This is a genomic window from Pseudarthrobacter sp. MDT1-56, from assembly GCF_059383555.1.
Window position 1 is genome coordinate 261,626 of sequence record NZ_JBWZCK010000001.1, and the last position, 14,502, is coordinate 276,127.

Genomic DNA, 14,502 nt, shown 5'->3' on the forward strand with positions numbered 1-14,502 from the left:
GTGTTTTGGCCATGGACACCGCGGCGCACCATCCGGACCCAGCCTTCCCCCGCTTCCATCCGCGGCCGGCGCAAGGCTGGATCAACGACCCCAACGGGCTGAGCTACGTGGACGGCCGCTACCACGTGTTCTTCCAGTACAACCCGGACTCCGCCCGGCACCACAGCATCTGCTGGGGGCACCTGAGTTCCCCCGACCTGGTCCACTGGGACGAGGAGCCGGTGGCGCTCCGGCCCCAGCCCGGCGGACCGGACGCGCTGGGCTGCTGGTCCGGTGTGGTGACCGACGACGGCGGCGTCCCCACCGCTGCCTATTCCGGCGTCGACACCCTGGACGGGCACTCCCGCGTGGTCCTGGCCCGGGCGGATACAGCCCTGCGCACCTGGACCCAGGACGGGCACGTCGCGGCCGAGGTGCCCCCGGACCCGCAGGTCACCGCCGTCCGCGACCCGTTCCTCTTCACCTTCCAGGGCCGCCGCTTCGCCCTCCAGGGCGCCGGGCTCGCCTCCGGACACGCCGCCGTGCTGCTGTACAGCGTGGAGGACCTCCGCGACTGGCGGTACGAGGGGATCTGGTTCAGCTCGGAGGACCCGCTCGCGGCCCGGCACCTGCCGGCGGAGATCTGGGAGTGCCCGCAGCTGATCCGGGTCCCGGATTCCTCCGGCGCGGAGACCTGGGTGCTGATGGCCTCGCTGTGGCTGGCGACGGACCACCACGACCACCCCAACGGCGTCGGCTACCTCCTGGGCTCGCTGGCAGCGGACGGCAGCGGTCTGCCGGTGTTCACGCCGGCGTCGGGCGGGAAAGCCGACCTGGGACGGGAGTTCTACGCCCCGCAGCTCCTCTCCCTGCCGGACCGGGCGCTGCTCTGGGGCTGGTCCGGTGAGGCGGAGGACAGCGAGGCCCGCCCCGGACGCACCCCGGCGGAGACGGACGACGCCGGCTGGGCCGGGATCCTGACGTTCCCGCGCCAGCTCTCCGTGCACGGCGATGTCCTCGCCGTCGAGCCCGCCCCCGAACTCCTTGCGTACCGCGGCGACCGGCTGCACCACGGCGCCGCGGGCACCGTCAGTGTGCCGCCGGAGTCGGAGGTCCGGGTGGCCGGGGGAGAGGGAATGCTCAAGCTGGTCCTCGTCTCGGCGGAGCGGCGGCGGACCGTGTTCGCCGACACCGTGGCCGGGGGCGATGAGCTGCGGATCTTCCTGGACGCCTCGATTGTGGAGGTCTACCGCCACGGCTCCGTCCCCGCGACCCTGCGCGCCTATCCGGGCCCGGGCGAGGAGTGGCAGCTGGAGCTGCCGCACGGCGCCGCGGCGGACGTCTGGGAGCTCCGGCACCCGGAGCGGCCGGACATGGTCCTGTAGACAAGGACGTGCATTGTGGAGTTCAGCGCCTTCACGGGTGCGTGATCACTCAACTCTTGGTTTCGTTGGGATGGCTTGCATGGACCTGCTCAAGAAAGACCACTCGATCCACGACGTAGAACCAAATGCGGGCATCGCCCTTGAGTGTGGGCTTGTGCTGCCACCGCTGATGGGTGGCCCCGCCACGCTTCACAAGACCCAACTCACCGCGTAGAGGGTAGTTGAAGGGTGTTATCTGCTCAGGGGTGTGCGTCAGAAAATCCCAGGCATCGACCAAGGGGTTCCTGATCGTGGCTTTCAGATCTGTCCAGCCACGTCGCGCCTGGACAGAGGCAAACCGAAGTTCGTACTCACTCTTCTTTGTCGGCCGCTCAACCTTTTCGCTTTTCTCACTCTTCGCCATGCTCTACGGACGCTCGACGGCTTCCGAGTCGTCGAGCCACTCCACAGGTTCCTTGCCGAGGCCGGCTGCGATGGCTGTGGCCGTCTCACGCCATGAGGTCAGTTCAGCAATGGCCAGATGGGGCTCATTGGTGGCAAAGGACGCCCGGGCTGCCGCCAGGACATCGTCGGCGCAAGCCTCCCGGTCAGCTGGGCTCAGGGCAAGCATCCACGGGAAGCGGTCGCTCATGCGGGCTGCAAGTGTTCCCTCCGTGCTTGTGGAGACTGCAACGAGCTGGGCAGCCAGTTCCAGCAGTGAAATGCGTGCCGCATCTGCGCTCTCGGACATCAGCACGAGGGACTCGCCGTCACGGCGGGTGACCCGGACAGGGTGGTCGGCAGCAGCCGCAAAAACTTCAGCGGAGGAGCGGCTCAGTTCAGAAGACTGGAACGACGTCCGGGTCTGGACGGGTTGGGATGTCACTGGTGTTTTGGAAGACTGGGCGGTCTTCCGTGATTTGGTTGCTGCGCTCATGCGCCAACACTAACTCAGAACGTGTTCTGAAGTCGAGGAGCAGGGGGCTACAGGTCGTGGCGTTGCCCAGTAGATGGTTTACGGCTCAACGCCTAGCGGTCTCCGTAAGCGGACGGTGGGCACGTCATCGGCTGCGGGGGGCGCCTGACCCGATATGGGAGGATGATCCGGTGACTTTCCCTGCCCCCGCCGCGCTCCACAGCCCACGCGGCCGCCGTTGTGTGGGGCTGCTGGCTGTCCTGGTGCTGCCGTTGGTGATCGGGATGGCGGCGTGTACGGCCCCCGCACCCACGGTCATCTCCAACCCGGCTGGTTCGCCCGGCCCGACCAGCAGCGCCCCGGCAGCGGGCAGGCCGGCAACGGATGCCGCCTCCCCGGGAGTGACCGCGGCCCCGGCTCCGTCCGGTGTTTCCGCTGCCGTCGAGGCGGCGCTGCAGGCACTGGTGGCGTCCTCGCCGCAACCCAGCACGGCGCAGGTCCGCGAGAGCCTTGCCGCGGCGGGCTTTGCCCCGGCCGCCGTCGAGGTGTCCGCGTCCCGCACGCCCACGGGACTGGCCGCCGACGCCGTCGAGGTCGGAGTGCTGGGCGAGAACGAATGTGTGATGGCGCAGCTCCGGTCCGGAACTGTGGCAACGTCAGTCTTGCCGGTTCTTCCGAACGGGCGATGCTTTATTGGCAGCGTCCAGCGGTAAGCAACAGGAGTTCCATGTCGAAGGTACTGAACCGCCGCGCCGCCGTCGCGCAGGAAACACTCCGCACCCGCCCGCGGCGCTCGCTGATGGCTGTGCAGGTGGCGGGCGAACTGCTGATCACCTTCGGTGTGATCGCCGGCCTCTTCGTCGCCTGGCAGCTGTGGTGGACCAACGTTGAAGCGGACGCGGCCCAGGGTGCTGCCGTGAAGCAGTTCGTCCAGGAGCACCAGGCGCCGATCCCGGATGACCCCTCCGGCACCGGGCCGGACACCACCGCGCCGGTGGACCCCGCGGACCCGGCCTCCGTGCCGGTCGGCGACGCACCGGCCCACGGGGCGGCGATCGGCGTCGTCTACATTCCCCGCTTCGGAGCCGACTACAGCCGCCCGATCATCGAGGGCACCAGCAGCGACGTCATCGACACCCTGGGCCTGGGCCGCTACGCGGGCACGGCGATGCCCGGTGCCGTCGGGAACTTCGTGATGGCAGGCCACCGCCAGACCCACGGCGCGGTCCTGGACAACATCCACACCCTCGTGCCCGGGGACAAAATCTACGTCCAGACCGCCGACGGCTTCTACACCTACGTCTTCCGGAACCAGGAGATCGTCCTGCCGGACCGGACCGACGTGATCGCGCCGGTGCCCACCCAACCCGGGGCGGCGCCGGAACAGCGGCTGCTGACCATGACCAGCTGCAACCCGCGCTTCGGATCCGAGGAGCGCATCATCGCCTACTCGGCCTTCGAATCCTGGCAGCCGCTCAGCGCCGGGCCCCCGGCACCCATCGCCAAACAACTCGCCGCACTGCAGGGGAAAGGCTAGACCATGTACCTTTGGCTTTTTCAGCACCTCCCCGGACCCCTCTGGATGCGGATCCTGCTCTCCGCCGCCCTCCTGACAGGGGCGCTGTTCCTGCTGGTCGACTTTGTCTTCCCCTGGCTGGCGGACCTCACCAACCTGACCGACGCGACGGTGGGCTGAGAAGTGCAGCTCCCAGTACTGGAGGAGCTCCTCGCCGGGGCGCACGTGGTGAGCCTGCCGATGCGGGTGAAGTTCCGCGGCATCGTCCAGCGCGAGGCCCTGCTGCTGGACGGCCCGCTGGGCTGGGGCGAGTTCTGCCCCTTCCCGGAGTACGGCGACCCGGAAGCCTCCCGCTGGCTCGCCGCCGCCATCGAGGCCGGCTGGCAGGGATTCCCGGAGCCGCTCCGGCAGCTGATTCCGGTCAACGCCACGGTCCCCGCCATCGCCGCGGACCGGGTCCCGGAGATCCTGGCCCGCTTCGGCCGGGTGGACGCCGTCAAGATCAAGGTCGCCGAGCCCGGGCAGAGCCTCGAGGACGACGCCGCCCGGGTCGCCGCGGTCCGCGCGGCGCTTCCCGACGCCGCGATCCGGGTGGACGCGAACGGCGGCTGGGACATCCCGGCCGCCGTCGAGGCACTGACCCGCCTGTCCGCCGTCGGGCTGGAATACGCCGAACAGCCGGTGCCGGACATCGCCGGCCTCGCCGAGGTCCGCCGCCGGCTGCGCGCCGCCGGTGTCCCGGTGCTGATCGCCGCGGACGAAAGCGTGCGCAAGGAGGACGACCCACTCAAGGTGGCCCGCGCCGGCGCCGCGGACCTGATCGTCGTGAAGGTGGCACCGCTCGGGGGAGTGCGGCGCGCCCTGGATATCGTGGCGCAGGCCGGACTCCCCGCCGTCGTCAGCTCTGCCCTGGACACCTCCGTGGGAATCCGCGCCGGACTGGCGCTCGCCGCCGCCCTGCCCGACCTGCCGTACGCCTGCGGGCTGGGGACCGTGTCGCTGCTCGCCGCCGACGTCACCCGGGACTCCCTGGTGCCCGACGACGGCGCCATCCGGGTCCGCGAGGTGGCCGCCGATCCTGGGCTGCTGGCGGAATACGCGGCCGCGCCGGAGCGCCGCGAGTGGTGGCTGGAGCGCCTGCGCCGCGTCCACGCGGTGCTGGCCGCCGACCAGTGAGGCGTGCGGGTGCGAGTAAAGTAGGTGCGGGCGCGGCGACGTTGCCGCCGAAATTAGCTTTAGAACGGAAGATTCGTCATGACCACCCCGGTACCCCAGCAAGTTGACGAGCTGGCCAAGGCCAAGCCTGCGGAGGGCCAGAACGAGACCCACCAAGCCGGGCTGCTCCGCATTGTCCAGGGCCTGCGGCGCGTTGACACGGGGACCTACGCGCTCCGCATCCGGCTGGCCGAGAAGCTGGGGATCGGCACGATCGACATCAACGCGATGGCCTTTGTGGGCGAGGTGGACGGGCTCACCCCCAAGGACCTGGGCAAGGCGCTGAACATCACCACCGGCTCGGTCACCGCCATGGTGGACCGGCTGGAAGCCAAGGGCTTTATGGTGCGCAAGCCCAACCCCACCGACCGGCGCAGCGTGCTGCTGCACCTGAGCCCGGAGGGGACCGATGCGATGCAGTGGGCCAACGACCACTTCGCCGCGGCCGCAGTGGCCCTGCTCCAGAGGTCCTCCGAGGAGAGCATCGTGGACATCGCCGAATTCCTCGAGGGTATCGGCCAGCGGCTGATGGCAGCCGCTACCGACCCGGAAGAGGCCTAACCGCGCAGGGCTTAGCTTGGCCCGCCGGAGTTCACCGGAACTTCATCTGAGAGTCGACTCCGCGTAGTGTGCGGCTGGAACGGTGGGGAGGCACCCCAATCCACCCGTGGAAGGTCTCTCCATGTCTGTTTCCTCCGGACGCAAGTTCTCCCTGCTCCCCATGCTCGGCCACACCAAAGGCAAGCGCAGCGCCGTCACCTGCGCGCTGAAGTGCGACAACGCCTGCACCGGCGAGGTCTGCAACACCAGCTCGAACGGCTACTTCCGCGACATCGCCTCCGCGACCATGTCCCGCCGCGCCGCCCTGGGCTTCGGCGCCGCCGGTGCCCTCGCCGTCGCGTTCGGCGGTGCCCTGGCCTCGCCCGAGGCCGCAGTGGCCGGCGGTCCCGGCCTGTCCCCGGCAGCCAAGAACGGCTACGGTGCCTCCAAGCTCAAGTTCACCGCGATCGCCCCGGTGGATGCCGCCGTCGACGCCGTCACCGTCCCGGAAGGCTTCACCTGGCAGCCGGTGATCCGCTGGGGTGACCCGATCTTCAACGATGCCCCGGACTTCGACCTCGGCAACCAGACCGCGGCCGCCCAGGCGCGCCAGTTCGGCTACAACAACGACTACACCGACATCCTCGAGATCCCCGGCAGCAAGGGCCGCCGCGCGGTGCTCTTCGCCAACCACGAGTACACCAACGAGGCCATCATGTTCCCGGCCACAATGCCCGCCGCCGACGTCCGCGCGATCGGTGCCGCCGCGCACGGTCTCTCCGTCGTGGAGCTGGAGCGCAAAAACAAGAACAAGCCGTGGAGCTACGTCAAGGGTGCCGGGCTGAACCGCCGCTACCTGAACAACACCGCCTACGAGCTCACCGGGCCGGTGGCCGGCTCGCCGCTGGTCCGCACCGCCGCCGACCCCTCCGGGCGCCGCATCCTCGGCACGCTGGGCAACTGCGCCGGCGGCACCACCCCCTGGGGCACCATCCTCTCCGGCGAGGAGAACTTCAACGGGTACTTCGTCGGCACCGGCACCTCGGCCGAGGACAAGCGCTACGGGCTCACCAACAAGCCCACGGCCCGGCAGTGGGAACTGGACGATCCGCGCTTCGACACCCGCACCCTGGGCTACGAAAACGAAGCCAACCGCTTCGGCTGGATCGTCGAGGTCGATCCGTTCGACCCGACGTCGACCCCGAAGAAGCACTCCTCCCTGGGCCGCTTCAAGCACGAGGGGGCCAACGTGATCGTGGCCGAGTCCGGCCACGTGGTGGCCTACTCGGGCGACGACGAGCGCTTCGACTACCTCTACAAGTTCGTCTCCGCCGCCAAGTACATCGAGGGCGACCGCAAGCACAACATGACCCTGCTCTCCGCCGGCGACCTCTACGTGGCCCGGTTCACCGGCAGCTCCCCGGCCTTCGAGATCACCGGCACGGGCACGGTCCCGGCCGACGGCGGCTTCGACGGCACCGGCGAATGGCTGCCGCTCGTCGTCGGCGGCGTATCCAAGGTACCCGGGATGACCGTTGAAGAGGTGCTGGTTTACACCCGCCTGGCCGCGGACAAGGTGGGCCCCACAAAGATGGACCGCTGCGAGGACGTCGAGCCCAGCCTGCACACCGGCAAGGTCTACGTCGCCTGCACCAACAACTCGGACCGCGGCAAGATCGGCAAGGAAGGCGCCACCGAGGTCAACCCGCGCAACGCCAACCGCGACGGCCACATCGTGGAAATCACCGAGACCGGCGACCAGACCTCCACGAACTTCACCTGGAACCTGCTGATGGTCTGCGGCGATCCCGCCTCCGGGGACGTGACCTACTTCTCCGGCTTCCCGGTGGACCAGGTCTCGCCCATCTCCTGCCCGGACAACCTCGCGTTCGACTCGGTCGGCAACCTCTGGATCTCCACCGACGGCGCCCCCTCCGGCATCGGCAAGGCCGACGGACTGTTCAAGGTCACCCTCGACGGCGCCGAACGCGGCCGCGTGGAGCAGTTCCTCGCCGTCCCCCGCGACGGCGAAACCTGCGGGCCGATCATCCGCGACGAGGAACGCACCGTGTTCGTCTCTGTGCAGCATCCGGGCGAGGACGGCACCTTCGACGCGCAGCTGTCCTTCTTCCCGGACTACGTTCCGGCAGGCACGACGCCGGCCCGGGGCCAGGCCCGCGCCCCGCGCCCCTCCGTGGTCCAGGTCTTCCGCACCGACGCCTAGAGTTCTTCGCCCGGACTCTCACTCCCGTTTGGTGGGTTTCGACGCTCCCTCACATCCCGCAGATCAACCGCGGGATGTGAGGGGGCGTTTGCCGGTTGGGGACCGGATGTGCGGAGAGGGTCTGCTGTGCAGTATGACCGCACAAGTCGGCCAGCCTTTGACTGGTACCCCCTAGGGGTATAACGTCGGGAGTACCGGAAAGAGTCGTCACGGCGCCCGCCCAGGGCTGGCCCCACGCATTGAAGGTCTTCCTCCGCGGTTCAGCGGAGCGCCATCTCGGGTGACCTGACGCTTCCGGACTCCACGGACATTCCCTATCCGTGTTGAGGAGACCAGCGCCATCATGACTGAGCATGCACACCACCACCACGGGACCGGGACGGCCGAACAGGTCAAAGATCCTGTCTGCGGGATGACCGTTGACCCGCACGCCACCGGACACCACGCCGAACACCAGGGACAGCCGTTCTACTTCTGCTCGTCCGGATGCCAGGGCAAGTTCCTGGCGGAGCCGGACCGGTATCTGCCCGGCGCGGGGGAGTCCGGTCTGGGGGAGCCCGGGGCCGTGGAATCCGGGGCCGTGGCGCCGGCGGAGGCGCCGTCGTCGGAGGACGCCGAGCTGGAGTACACCTGCTCGATGCACCCTGAAATCCGGCAGGCCGGCCCCGGTTCCTGCCCGATCTGCGGGATGGCTTCGGAACCGGTGACCGTCACGGCCGGCAGCGGCCCCAACCCCGAACTCGCCTACATGACCCGGCGCTTCTGGATCGGTCTGGCCCTCACAATCCCGGTCTTCATCCTCGAAATGGGTGTGCACCTCTTCCCTGCGCTGCACGAAGTGGTACCGCCCCGGATCTCCGCCTGGATCCAGTTCTTCCTGGCCACCCCCGTCGTCCTGTGGGCAGGCTGGCCATTCTTCGTCCGCGGCTGGGCCTCGCTCCGGACGATGCAACTGAACATGTTCACCCTGATCGCGATCGGCACCGGCGTCGCCTGGCTTTACAGCGTGGCCGCCGTCTTCGTCCCGTCCGCCTTTCCGGAGGCGTTCCGGGGCATGGACGGCAGCGTCGACGTCTACTTCGAGGCCGCCGCGGTCATTGTGGTCCTGGTTCTCCTCGGCCAGGTGCTCGAGCTGCGGGCCCGGGAGCAGACCTCCGGTGCCATCAAGGCCCTGCTGGATCTGACGCCCAAGACTGCGCGGCGGATCGGGAGCGACGGCGTCGAACTGGAAGTCCCGCTCGGCCAGCTGCAGGTCGGCGACCAGGTCCGGGTCCGGCCCGGAGAGAAGGTCCCGGTCGACGGCGAGGTGGTGGACGGGCGCTCCACGCTCGATGAATCCCTGGTCACCGGCGAATCGATGCCCGTGACCAAACAAGCCGGGGACCACGTCGTCGGCGGCACGCTCAACCAGACCGGCGCGCTGGTCATCAGCGCAGAGAAGCTGGGCCGGGACTCCATGCTGGCCCGCATCGTCGCCATGGTCGCCGCCGCCCAGCGGTCACGGGCCCCGATCCAGGGCCTGGCGGACAAGGTCGCGGCCTGGTTCGTTCCCATCGTCATTGCCATCGCCGTGGCCGCCTTCATCATCTGGGCACTGGTTGGACCGGAACCCCGGATGGCGCACGGCCTGATCGTGGCCGTCTCCGTGCTGATCATTGCCTGCCCGTGTGCCCTGGGCCTGGCCACGCCGATGTCCATCATGGTCGGCGTCGGGCGCGGTGCGGGACTGGGCGTGCTCATCAAGAATGCCGAAGCCCTGGAACGGATGGAAAAGGTCGACACGCTCGTTGTGGACAAGACCGGGACCCTGACCGAGGGGCGGCCCTCCGTCACCGGGATTGTCACGGCCGACGGCTTCGCGGAACAGGACGTGCTGCGCCTGGCCGCCGCCGTCGAGCAGGCCTCCGAGCACCCGCTCGGCCTGGCCATCATCGAAGCAGCCCAGGGCGCCGGCATCACGATTCCGCAGGTGGAGGACTTCGACTCGCCGCTGGGAAAGGGTGTCTCCGGAACGGTTGAGGGACGGCGCGTGCTGCTGGGCAGTGCACAGTTCCTGGCCTCCGAAGGCGTGCGGACCGATGCCCTCGACGCTCGTGCCGAGGAGCTGCGGGCCGACGGTGCCACCGCCATTTTTGCCGCCATCGACGGACTCCCCGCCGCGGTGCTTGCCATCGCGGACCCGGTCAAGGAAAGCACGCCCGCCGCGCTGGCCGCCCTGCAAAAGGAAGGCATCCGCGTCCTCATGCTCACCGGTGACAACCGCACTACCGCCGAAGCGGTCGCCCGGCGGCTGGGAATCACGGAGGTTGAGGCGGAGGTGCTGCCCGATCACAAGAGCGCCGTAGTGGAGCGGCTCCGCGCCGAAGGCCGGGTCGTCGCCATGGCGGGCGACGGCGTCAACGACGCTCCCGCCCTGGCCGCGGCCGACGTCGGCATCGCCATGGGTTCCGGGACGGACGTGGCGATCGAAAGCGCCGGCATTACGCTGCTGAAGGGGGACCTGACCGGAATCGTGCGGGCCAGGAAACTCTCCGAAGCCACCATGGCCAACATCCGCCAGAACCTCGTCTTCGCGTTCATCTACAACGCGGCCGGGATCCCGCTGGCCGCAGGCATTCTCTACCCCGCCTTCGGCCTGCTGCTCTCACCCATCGTCGCCGCTGCCGCGATGGCACTGTCCTCCGTAAGCGTGATCACCAACGCGCTGCGCCTGCGCGCCACGAAGATCTGACCGCAGCGTCCGCGGGGCACCGGGGCTTCGGGGCACCGGGGCCGCATCGCTCCGGGCGCTCCTTGCCCCCGGGGCTTCGGGGGAGGGGCGGAACTGATAATTTGAACAGTGTGAATAATCCGGCCGAAATGGTTGTCCCCAGAGTCCAGGCAGCAATTGCCAGCGCGTTCGGCGAAGAGTACCGCGGGACCGATCCCGTGGTCCGGCCCTCGCAGTTCGCGGACATCCAGATCAACGCGGCCATGGCGCTGGCCAAGAAGGTCGGCATGCCCCCGCGGGACGCCGCCGCCCGGATCGTCGAGGTCCTGGACCTGGACGGGATCTGCACCTCGGTCGAGATCTCCGGACCCGGCTTCATCAACCTCACCTTCGACGGGACCTGGATCGAGGAGCTGCTCAACGCCGCGTCTCCCGGCGCTCCGGCCGTGCCGGCGGCGGAAGCCCAGCGCGTCGTCGTCGACTATTCCTCCCCGAACGTCGCGAAGGAAATGCACGTCGGGCACCTGCGCACCACGGTGGTGGGGGACAGCCTGGTGAAGGTCTTCGAGGCGCTGGGCGACACCGTCATCCGGCAGAACCACATCGGCGACTGGGGCACCCCGTTCGGGATGCTGATCGAGCACTGGCTGGAGATCGGCGAGGACTCCCCGGCGGCGGCGCTGCTGGTTGATGACCCCAGCGCGTTCTACCAGGCCGCCCGGGCCAAGTTCGACGCCTCCGCCACCGACGAGGACGGGTTCGCCACCCGCGCGCGGCAGCGGGTGGTGGCGCTGCAGGGCGGCGACGCGGAGACCTTCGCCGTCTGGCAGCGGCTCGTGGCCCAGTCCAAACGCTACTTCAACGCCATCTACTCGATGCTGGGCATCAGCCTCACCGACGACCACATCGCCGGCGAAAGCTCCTACGACGCCCATCTGGCACAGCTGTGCCAGGAACTCGAGGAGCGCGGCATTGCCCGGGTCAGCGACGGCGCCCTGTGCACCTTCCCGGCCGGTTTCACCGGACGCGACGGCGAGCCGATGCCGCTGATCATCCGCAAGTCCGACGGCGGCTACGGCTACGGCACCACGGACCTCGCCACCATCCGGTACCGGGTCCGCGAGCTCGAGGCCAACCGCGTCCTGTACGTCGTGGGCGCGCCGCAGAACATGCACCTGCGCATGGTCATGGCCACCGCCCGCGAAGCCGGCTGGCTGCCGGACACGGTGGAGGCCGTGCACGTGCAGATCGGCAACGTGCTGGGGGAGGACGGGAAGATCCTGAAGTCCCGCTCCGGTGCCCCGGTCAAGCTGATGGCCCTGCTGGAGGAGGCCGTGGACCGGGCCCGAGCCGTCATCGACGCGAGCCGGCCCGAGCTCACCGCGGCGGAGCGCGCCGTGACCGCCCGGCAGGTGGGCATCGGCGCGGTCAAGTACGCCGACCTTTCCGTGGGCCACGACACCGAGTACGTCTTCGACTTCGACCGGATGCTGGCCCTCAGCGGCAACACCGGACCCTACGTGCAGTACGCCGCCGCGCGGATCCGCTCGATCCTGCGCAAGGCCGGCGTGCTGGAGCGGTACACGGCGCTGGAGGCTGCCGAGATCGACGGCGGGACGCCGGAGACAACCGCCGCGACCGGGATCGACGGCGGCCCGCCGTGGACAACAGGGGGGACCGACACTGCCGGGACCGGCATCGACGGCGGCACAGCAGCGACGCTGATCGCCGTCGTCGAACCCGCCGAACGGGCCCTGGCCCTGCACCTGCTCGAATACGGCGCGACGCTGTACAAGGTGCGCGAGGCGCTGGAGCCGCACCGGCTGTGCACGTACCTGTTCGAACTCGCCCAGCTCTTCACATCCTTCTACGACCAGTGCCCCGTGCTGAAGTCCGAGGACTCGGTCCGGGAATCGCGGCTCGCCCTGTGCGCCCTGGTGCTGCGCCGGCTGTCCGAGGGCCTGGACCTGCTGGGCATCGAGACCCCGGAGAACATGTAGCAGCAGGCCCGGGAGGGCGCTTTGGTTCCCCGCTAGCCACTGGAGCTAATCGGTCCGCCTTGGTAGCTTCAACGCATGGCCATCAAACTTGAGAACGTCGGTATCGCCGTTCGCGACCTCGAAGCAGCAATCGCCTTTTTCGCCGACCTCGGGCTCACGGTCGTCGGCCGTGACACGGTCAGCGGCGAATGGACCGACACCGCCGTCGGACTTGACGGCAACCACGCCAACATCGCGATGCTCCAGACCCCCGACGGTCATGGTCGACTTGAGCTCTTCGAATACATCCACCCCGAAGCGATAGAGACGAACCCAACTCGTCCCAACGACATCGGCATGCACCGCGTGGCCTTTTCGGTCGACGACATTGACAAGGCCCTTGAGGTAGCTGCGAAGCACGGATGCCATCCGCTACGCGGCGTGGCGACCTACGGTGACGAATACAAACTCACGTATCTGCGCGGTCCCAGCGGAATCATCGTGATGCTCGCCGAGAAACTGAAGAAAGACTGATTCCCGAAGCAACCAGAGCCCCATGCCCGCGTGAACTAGATGGCGGACAGCCCGGACGCGAGCGTGCGGCCGAGGGCATCGAGGAGCAGCCGGCTGCCGTACTCCCGGCCAGCGCCGTCATCGAGACCGTCGAGGTGAACGCCGTGCTCGGTATGCGTCAGTCGAGACCCTTCGTCAAGACGCTCAAACTCGAACGACGCTACCGACGTGGAAATGTGCGTGCCGTCGATCCACATGTCGTAACTCGTGACGATTCGCGTGTGCTCGACGATGTCGGTGTAGCGCGCCTCGTAGCGTGAAAGCACGCCGTTGTGGAAGCGTGCCTCGTCGATGTCGAGTCCGCCGACTCGGAAATCGAAGCGCCACTCACTAGGCGTCCACTCGTCACCGCCGCCAAACCAGTCGCGCTTGCGCTTCTCGACGGCGAACGCGGCCCAGAGATCGGCGAGTGCCGCCGGATAGTCGCGAACCAGGGTGAATCCGGCATGCGCGACGGCGGTCATGAGCGAACCTCGCGTCGGAAGGTCACATGCGTCACGCCACCCGGTGCTGCCTCTGAGGTGACGTCATAACCCGACTCCAGACCGCGCAGGTCATCCCACAGCCGCACGCCGCCCCCAAGGAGGATGGGGACGATGCCCACGTGGAGATCGTCGACGAGGCCGGCGCGGAGGAAGTCCCGAACAGTGGACGCGCCCCCACCCACGCGTACGTCGCCGCCGTCCGCTGCCGCGGCGGCGGTGCGAAGCGCTTCCTCCGGGGACGCCGTGAGGAAGTGGAAGGTGGTGCCCCCTGCCATCTCCATCGACGGGCGGGGCGAGTGCGTGAGTACGAAGACGGGCACGTGGAAGGGCGGCTCGTCGCCCCACCATCCACGCCAGTCGGGGTCGTCGGGGTTCGCCTGCAGTCCGAACATGCCCGCGCCCATGATCTCCGCGCCGATATCTTCGAAGTAGCGCGCGGCGTAGCGGTCATCGACGCCTGTGGTTCCCTCCCCGCTTGCGTCGTGGAACACCCGTTCACGGATGGTGCGCGTCGCAGCGTACGCAGCGGTGAGGCGCCCCCAGTCATCGCCGAACGGGTTTTCAGGGGTCTGGTCGGTGGTCGTGGCGAAGCCGTCGAGCGAGATGTTGAGGTCGACTCGGACGCGTGTCATAGCTGGGTCTCCTGAGTGTGGCGGGTGAGGTGGATGCCGAGCCGGTCGGCTCGGCTTTCGGCCGGCGTGCGCTGCTCGCCGAGCCAGAGGTGAAGCACATCGAGAGCGCCCGGGCGAAGACTGACGGTCCGCACCCGGCCGTTCTTCTCCGACGTGACGACGCCCGCCTCCTCGAGCACGCCAAGATGCTGGAGCATCGACGGGAGAGTGATCTTGAAGCGACCAGCGAGGGCCGACACAGGGGTGGGGCCCTTCGCGAGAATCTCGACGACGGCGCGCCGGGTCGGATCGGCGAGCGAGCGAAGCACCAAATCGACTTCTGCTCGATAGTTTGGCATATGCCTAAGTGTCCTGAGCGGCGCGCGGTCT

General features: G+C 68.6%; 15 protein-coding genes. 10 read left to right on the forward strand and 5 right to left on the reverse strand.

The window, feature by feature from the left end; all coding sequences use genetic code 11:
- Window positions 1-11: 11 nt before the first annotated feature.
- Window positions 12-1,364 (forward strand): glycoside hydrolase family 32 protein, encoded by a 1,353-nt coding sequence (locus tag AC50YC_RS01230; RefSeq protein WP_494951828.1) that lies wholly within the window; start codon window positions 12-14, stop codon window positions 1,362-1,364.
- 49 nt (window positions 1,365-1,413) lie between these two features.
- Here AC50YC_RS01230 and AC50YC_RS01235 read toward each other — a convergent pair whose 3' ends face one another.
- Together AC50YC_RS01235 and AC50YC_RS01240 are read right to left on the reverse strand one after the other, a co-directional pair.
- Window positions 1,414-1,767, reverse strand: a complete 354-nt coding sequence (locus AC50YC_RS01235; RefSeq protein WP_494951829.1) for a hypothetical protein — start codon at window positions 1,765-1,767, stop codon at window positions 1,414-1,416.
- A 3-nt stretch (window positions 1,768-1,770) separates the two neighbouring features.
- Window positions 1,771-2,280, reverse strand: coding sequence for a prevent-host-death protein (locus tag AC50YC_RS01240; RefSeq protein ID WP_494951830.1), 510 nt, complete (start codon window positions 2,278-2,280; stop codon window positions 1,771-1,773).
- Between the two features lie 170 nt (window positions 2,281-2,450).
- Between AC50YC_RS01240 and AC50YC_RS01245 the strand changes: the two genes are divergently transcribed.
- From AC50YC_RS01245 to AC50YC_RS01285, 9 genes are all read left to right on the forward strand, one after another.
- The gene (locus AC50YC_RS01245; protein ID WP_494951831.1) at window positions 2,451-2,972 is read left to right on the forward strand and encodes a DUF6993 domain-containing protein; all 522 of its coding nucleotides are present in this window, start codon (window positions 2,451-2,453) and stop codon (window positions 2,970-2,972) included.
- A gap of 14 nt (window positions 2,973-2,986) precedes the next feature.
- Complete coding sequence (locus tag AC50YC_RS01250; protein ID WP_494951832.1) at window positions 2,987-3,796, forward strand: class E sortase; 810 nt, start codon at window positions 2,987-2,989, stop codon at window positions 3,794-3,796.
- A 3-nt stretch (window positions 3,797-3,799) separates the two neighbouring features.
- On the forward strand, window positions 3,800-3,955 hold the full coding sequence (locus tag AC50YC_RS01255) for a hypothetical protein (RefSeq protein ID WP_494951833.1): 156 nt from the start codon (window positions 3,800-3,802) through the stop codon (window positions 3,953-3,955).
- A 3-nt stretch (window positions 3,956-3,958) separates the two neighbouring features.
- Entirely contained in the window at window positions 3,959-4,951 is a 993-nt protein-coding gene (locus AC50YC_RS01260) for an o-succinylbenzoate synthase (RefSeq protein WP_494951834.1), read from the forward strand.
- A 78-nt stretch (window positions 4,952-5,029) separates the two neighbouring features.
- Window positions 5,030-5,551: a MarR family winged helix-turn-helix transcriptional regulator gene (locus tag AC50YC_RS01265; RefSeq protein ID WP_494951835.1), complete on the forward strand. Its 522-nt coding sequence runs from the start codon at window positions 5,030-5,032 to the stop codon at window positions 5,549-5,551.
- Window positions 5,552-5,672: 121 nt separating this feature from the next.
- Window positions 5,673-7,754, forward strand: a complete 2,082-nt coding sequence (locus AC50YC_RS01270) for a PhoX family protein (RefSeq protein WP_494951836.1) — start codon at window positions 5,673-5,675, stop codon at window positions 7,752-7,754.
- A 343-nt stretch (window positions 7,755-8,097) separates the two neighbouring features.
- Entirely contained in the window at window positions 8,098-10,485 is a 2,388-nt protein-coding gene (locus AC50YC_RS01275) for a heavy metal translocating P-type ATPase (RefSeq protein WP_494951837.1), read from the forward strand.
- Between the two features lie 128 nt (window positions 10,486-10,613).
- Entirely contained in the window at window positions 10,614-12,464 is a 1,851-nt protein-coding gene (gene argS, locus AC50YC_RS01280) for an arginine--tRNA ligase (RefSeq protein WP_494951838.1), read from the forward strand.
- A gap of 75 nt (window positions 12,465-12,539) precedes the next feature.
- On the forward strand, window positions 12,540-12,977 hold the full coding sequence (locus AC50YC_RS01285; RefSeq protein ID WP_494951839.1) for a VOC family protein: 438 nt from the start codon (window positions 12,540-12,542) through the stop codon (window positions 12,975-12,977).
- 35 nt (window positions 12,978-13,012) lie between these two features.
- Here AC50YC_RS01285 and AC50YC_RS01290 read toward each other — a convergent pair whose 3' ends face one another.
- From AC50YC_RS01290 to AC50YC_RS01300, 3 genes are read right to left on the reverse strand one after another with little or no spacing between them, the layout of a single operon-like run.
- On the reverse strand, window positions 13,013-13,480 hold the full coding sequence (locus tag AC50YC_RS01290) for an SRPBCC domain-containing protein (RefSeq protein WP_494951840.1): 468 nt from the start codon (window positions 13,478-13,480) through the stop codon (window positions 13,013-13,015).
- Window positions 13,477-14,133: a dihydrofolate reductase family protein gene (locus tag AC50YC_RS01295; RefSeq protein ID WP_494951841.1), complete on the reverse strand. Its 657-nt coding sequence runs from the start codon at window positions 14,131-14,133 to the stop codon at window positions 13,477-13,479. Before AC50YC_RS01295 ends, AC50YC_RS01290 begins: the two co-directional genes overlap by 4 nt.
- A complete protein-coding gene (locus tag AC50YC_RS01300) occupies window positions 14,130-14,471 on the reverse strand; it encodes an ArsR/SmtB family transcription factor (protein ID WP_494951842.1) in 342 nt (113 codons plus the stop codon). The genes AC50YC_RS01295 and AC50YC_RS01300 overlap by 4 nt, the downstream gene beginning before the upstream one ends.
- Window positions 14,472-14,502: the final 31 nt, after the last annotated feature.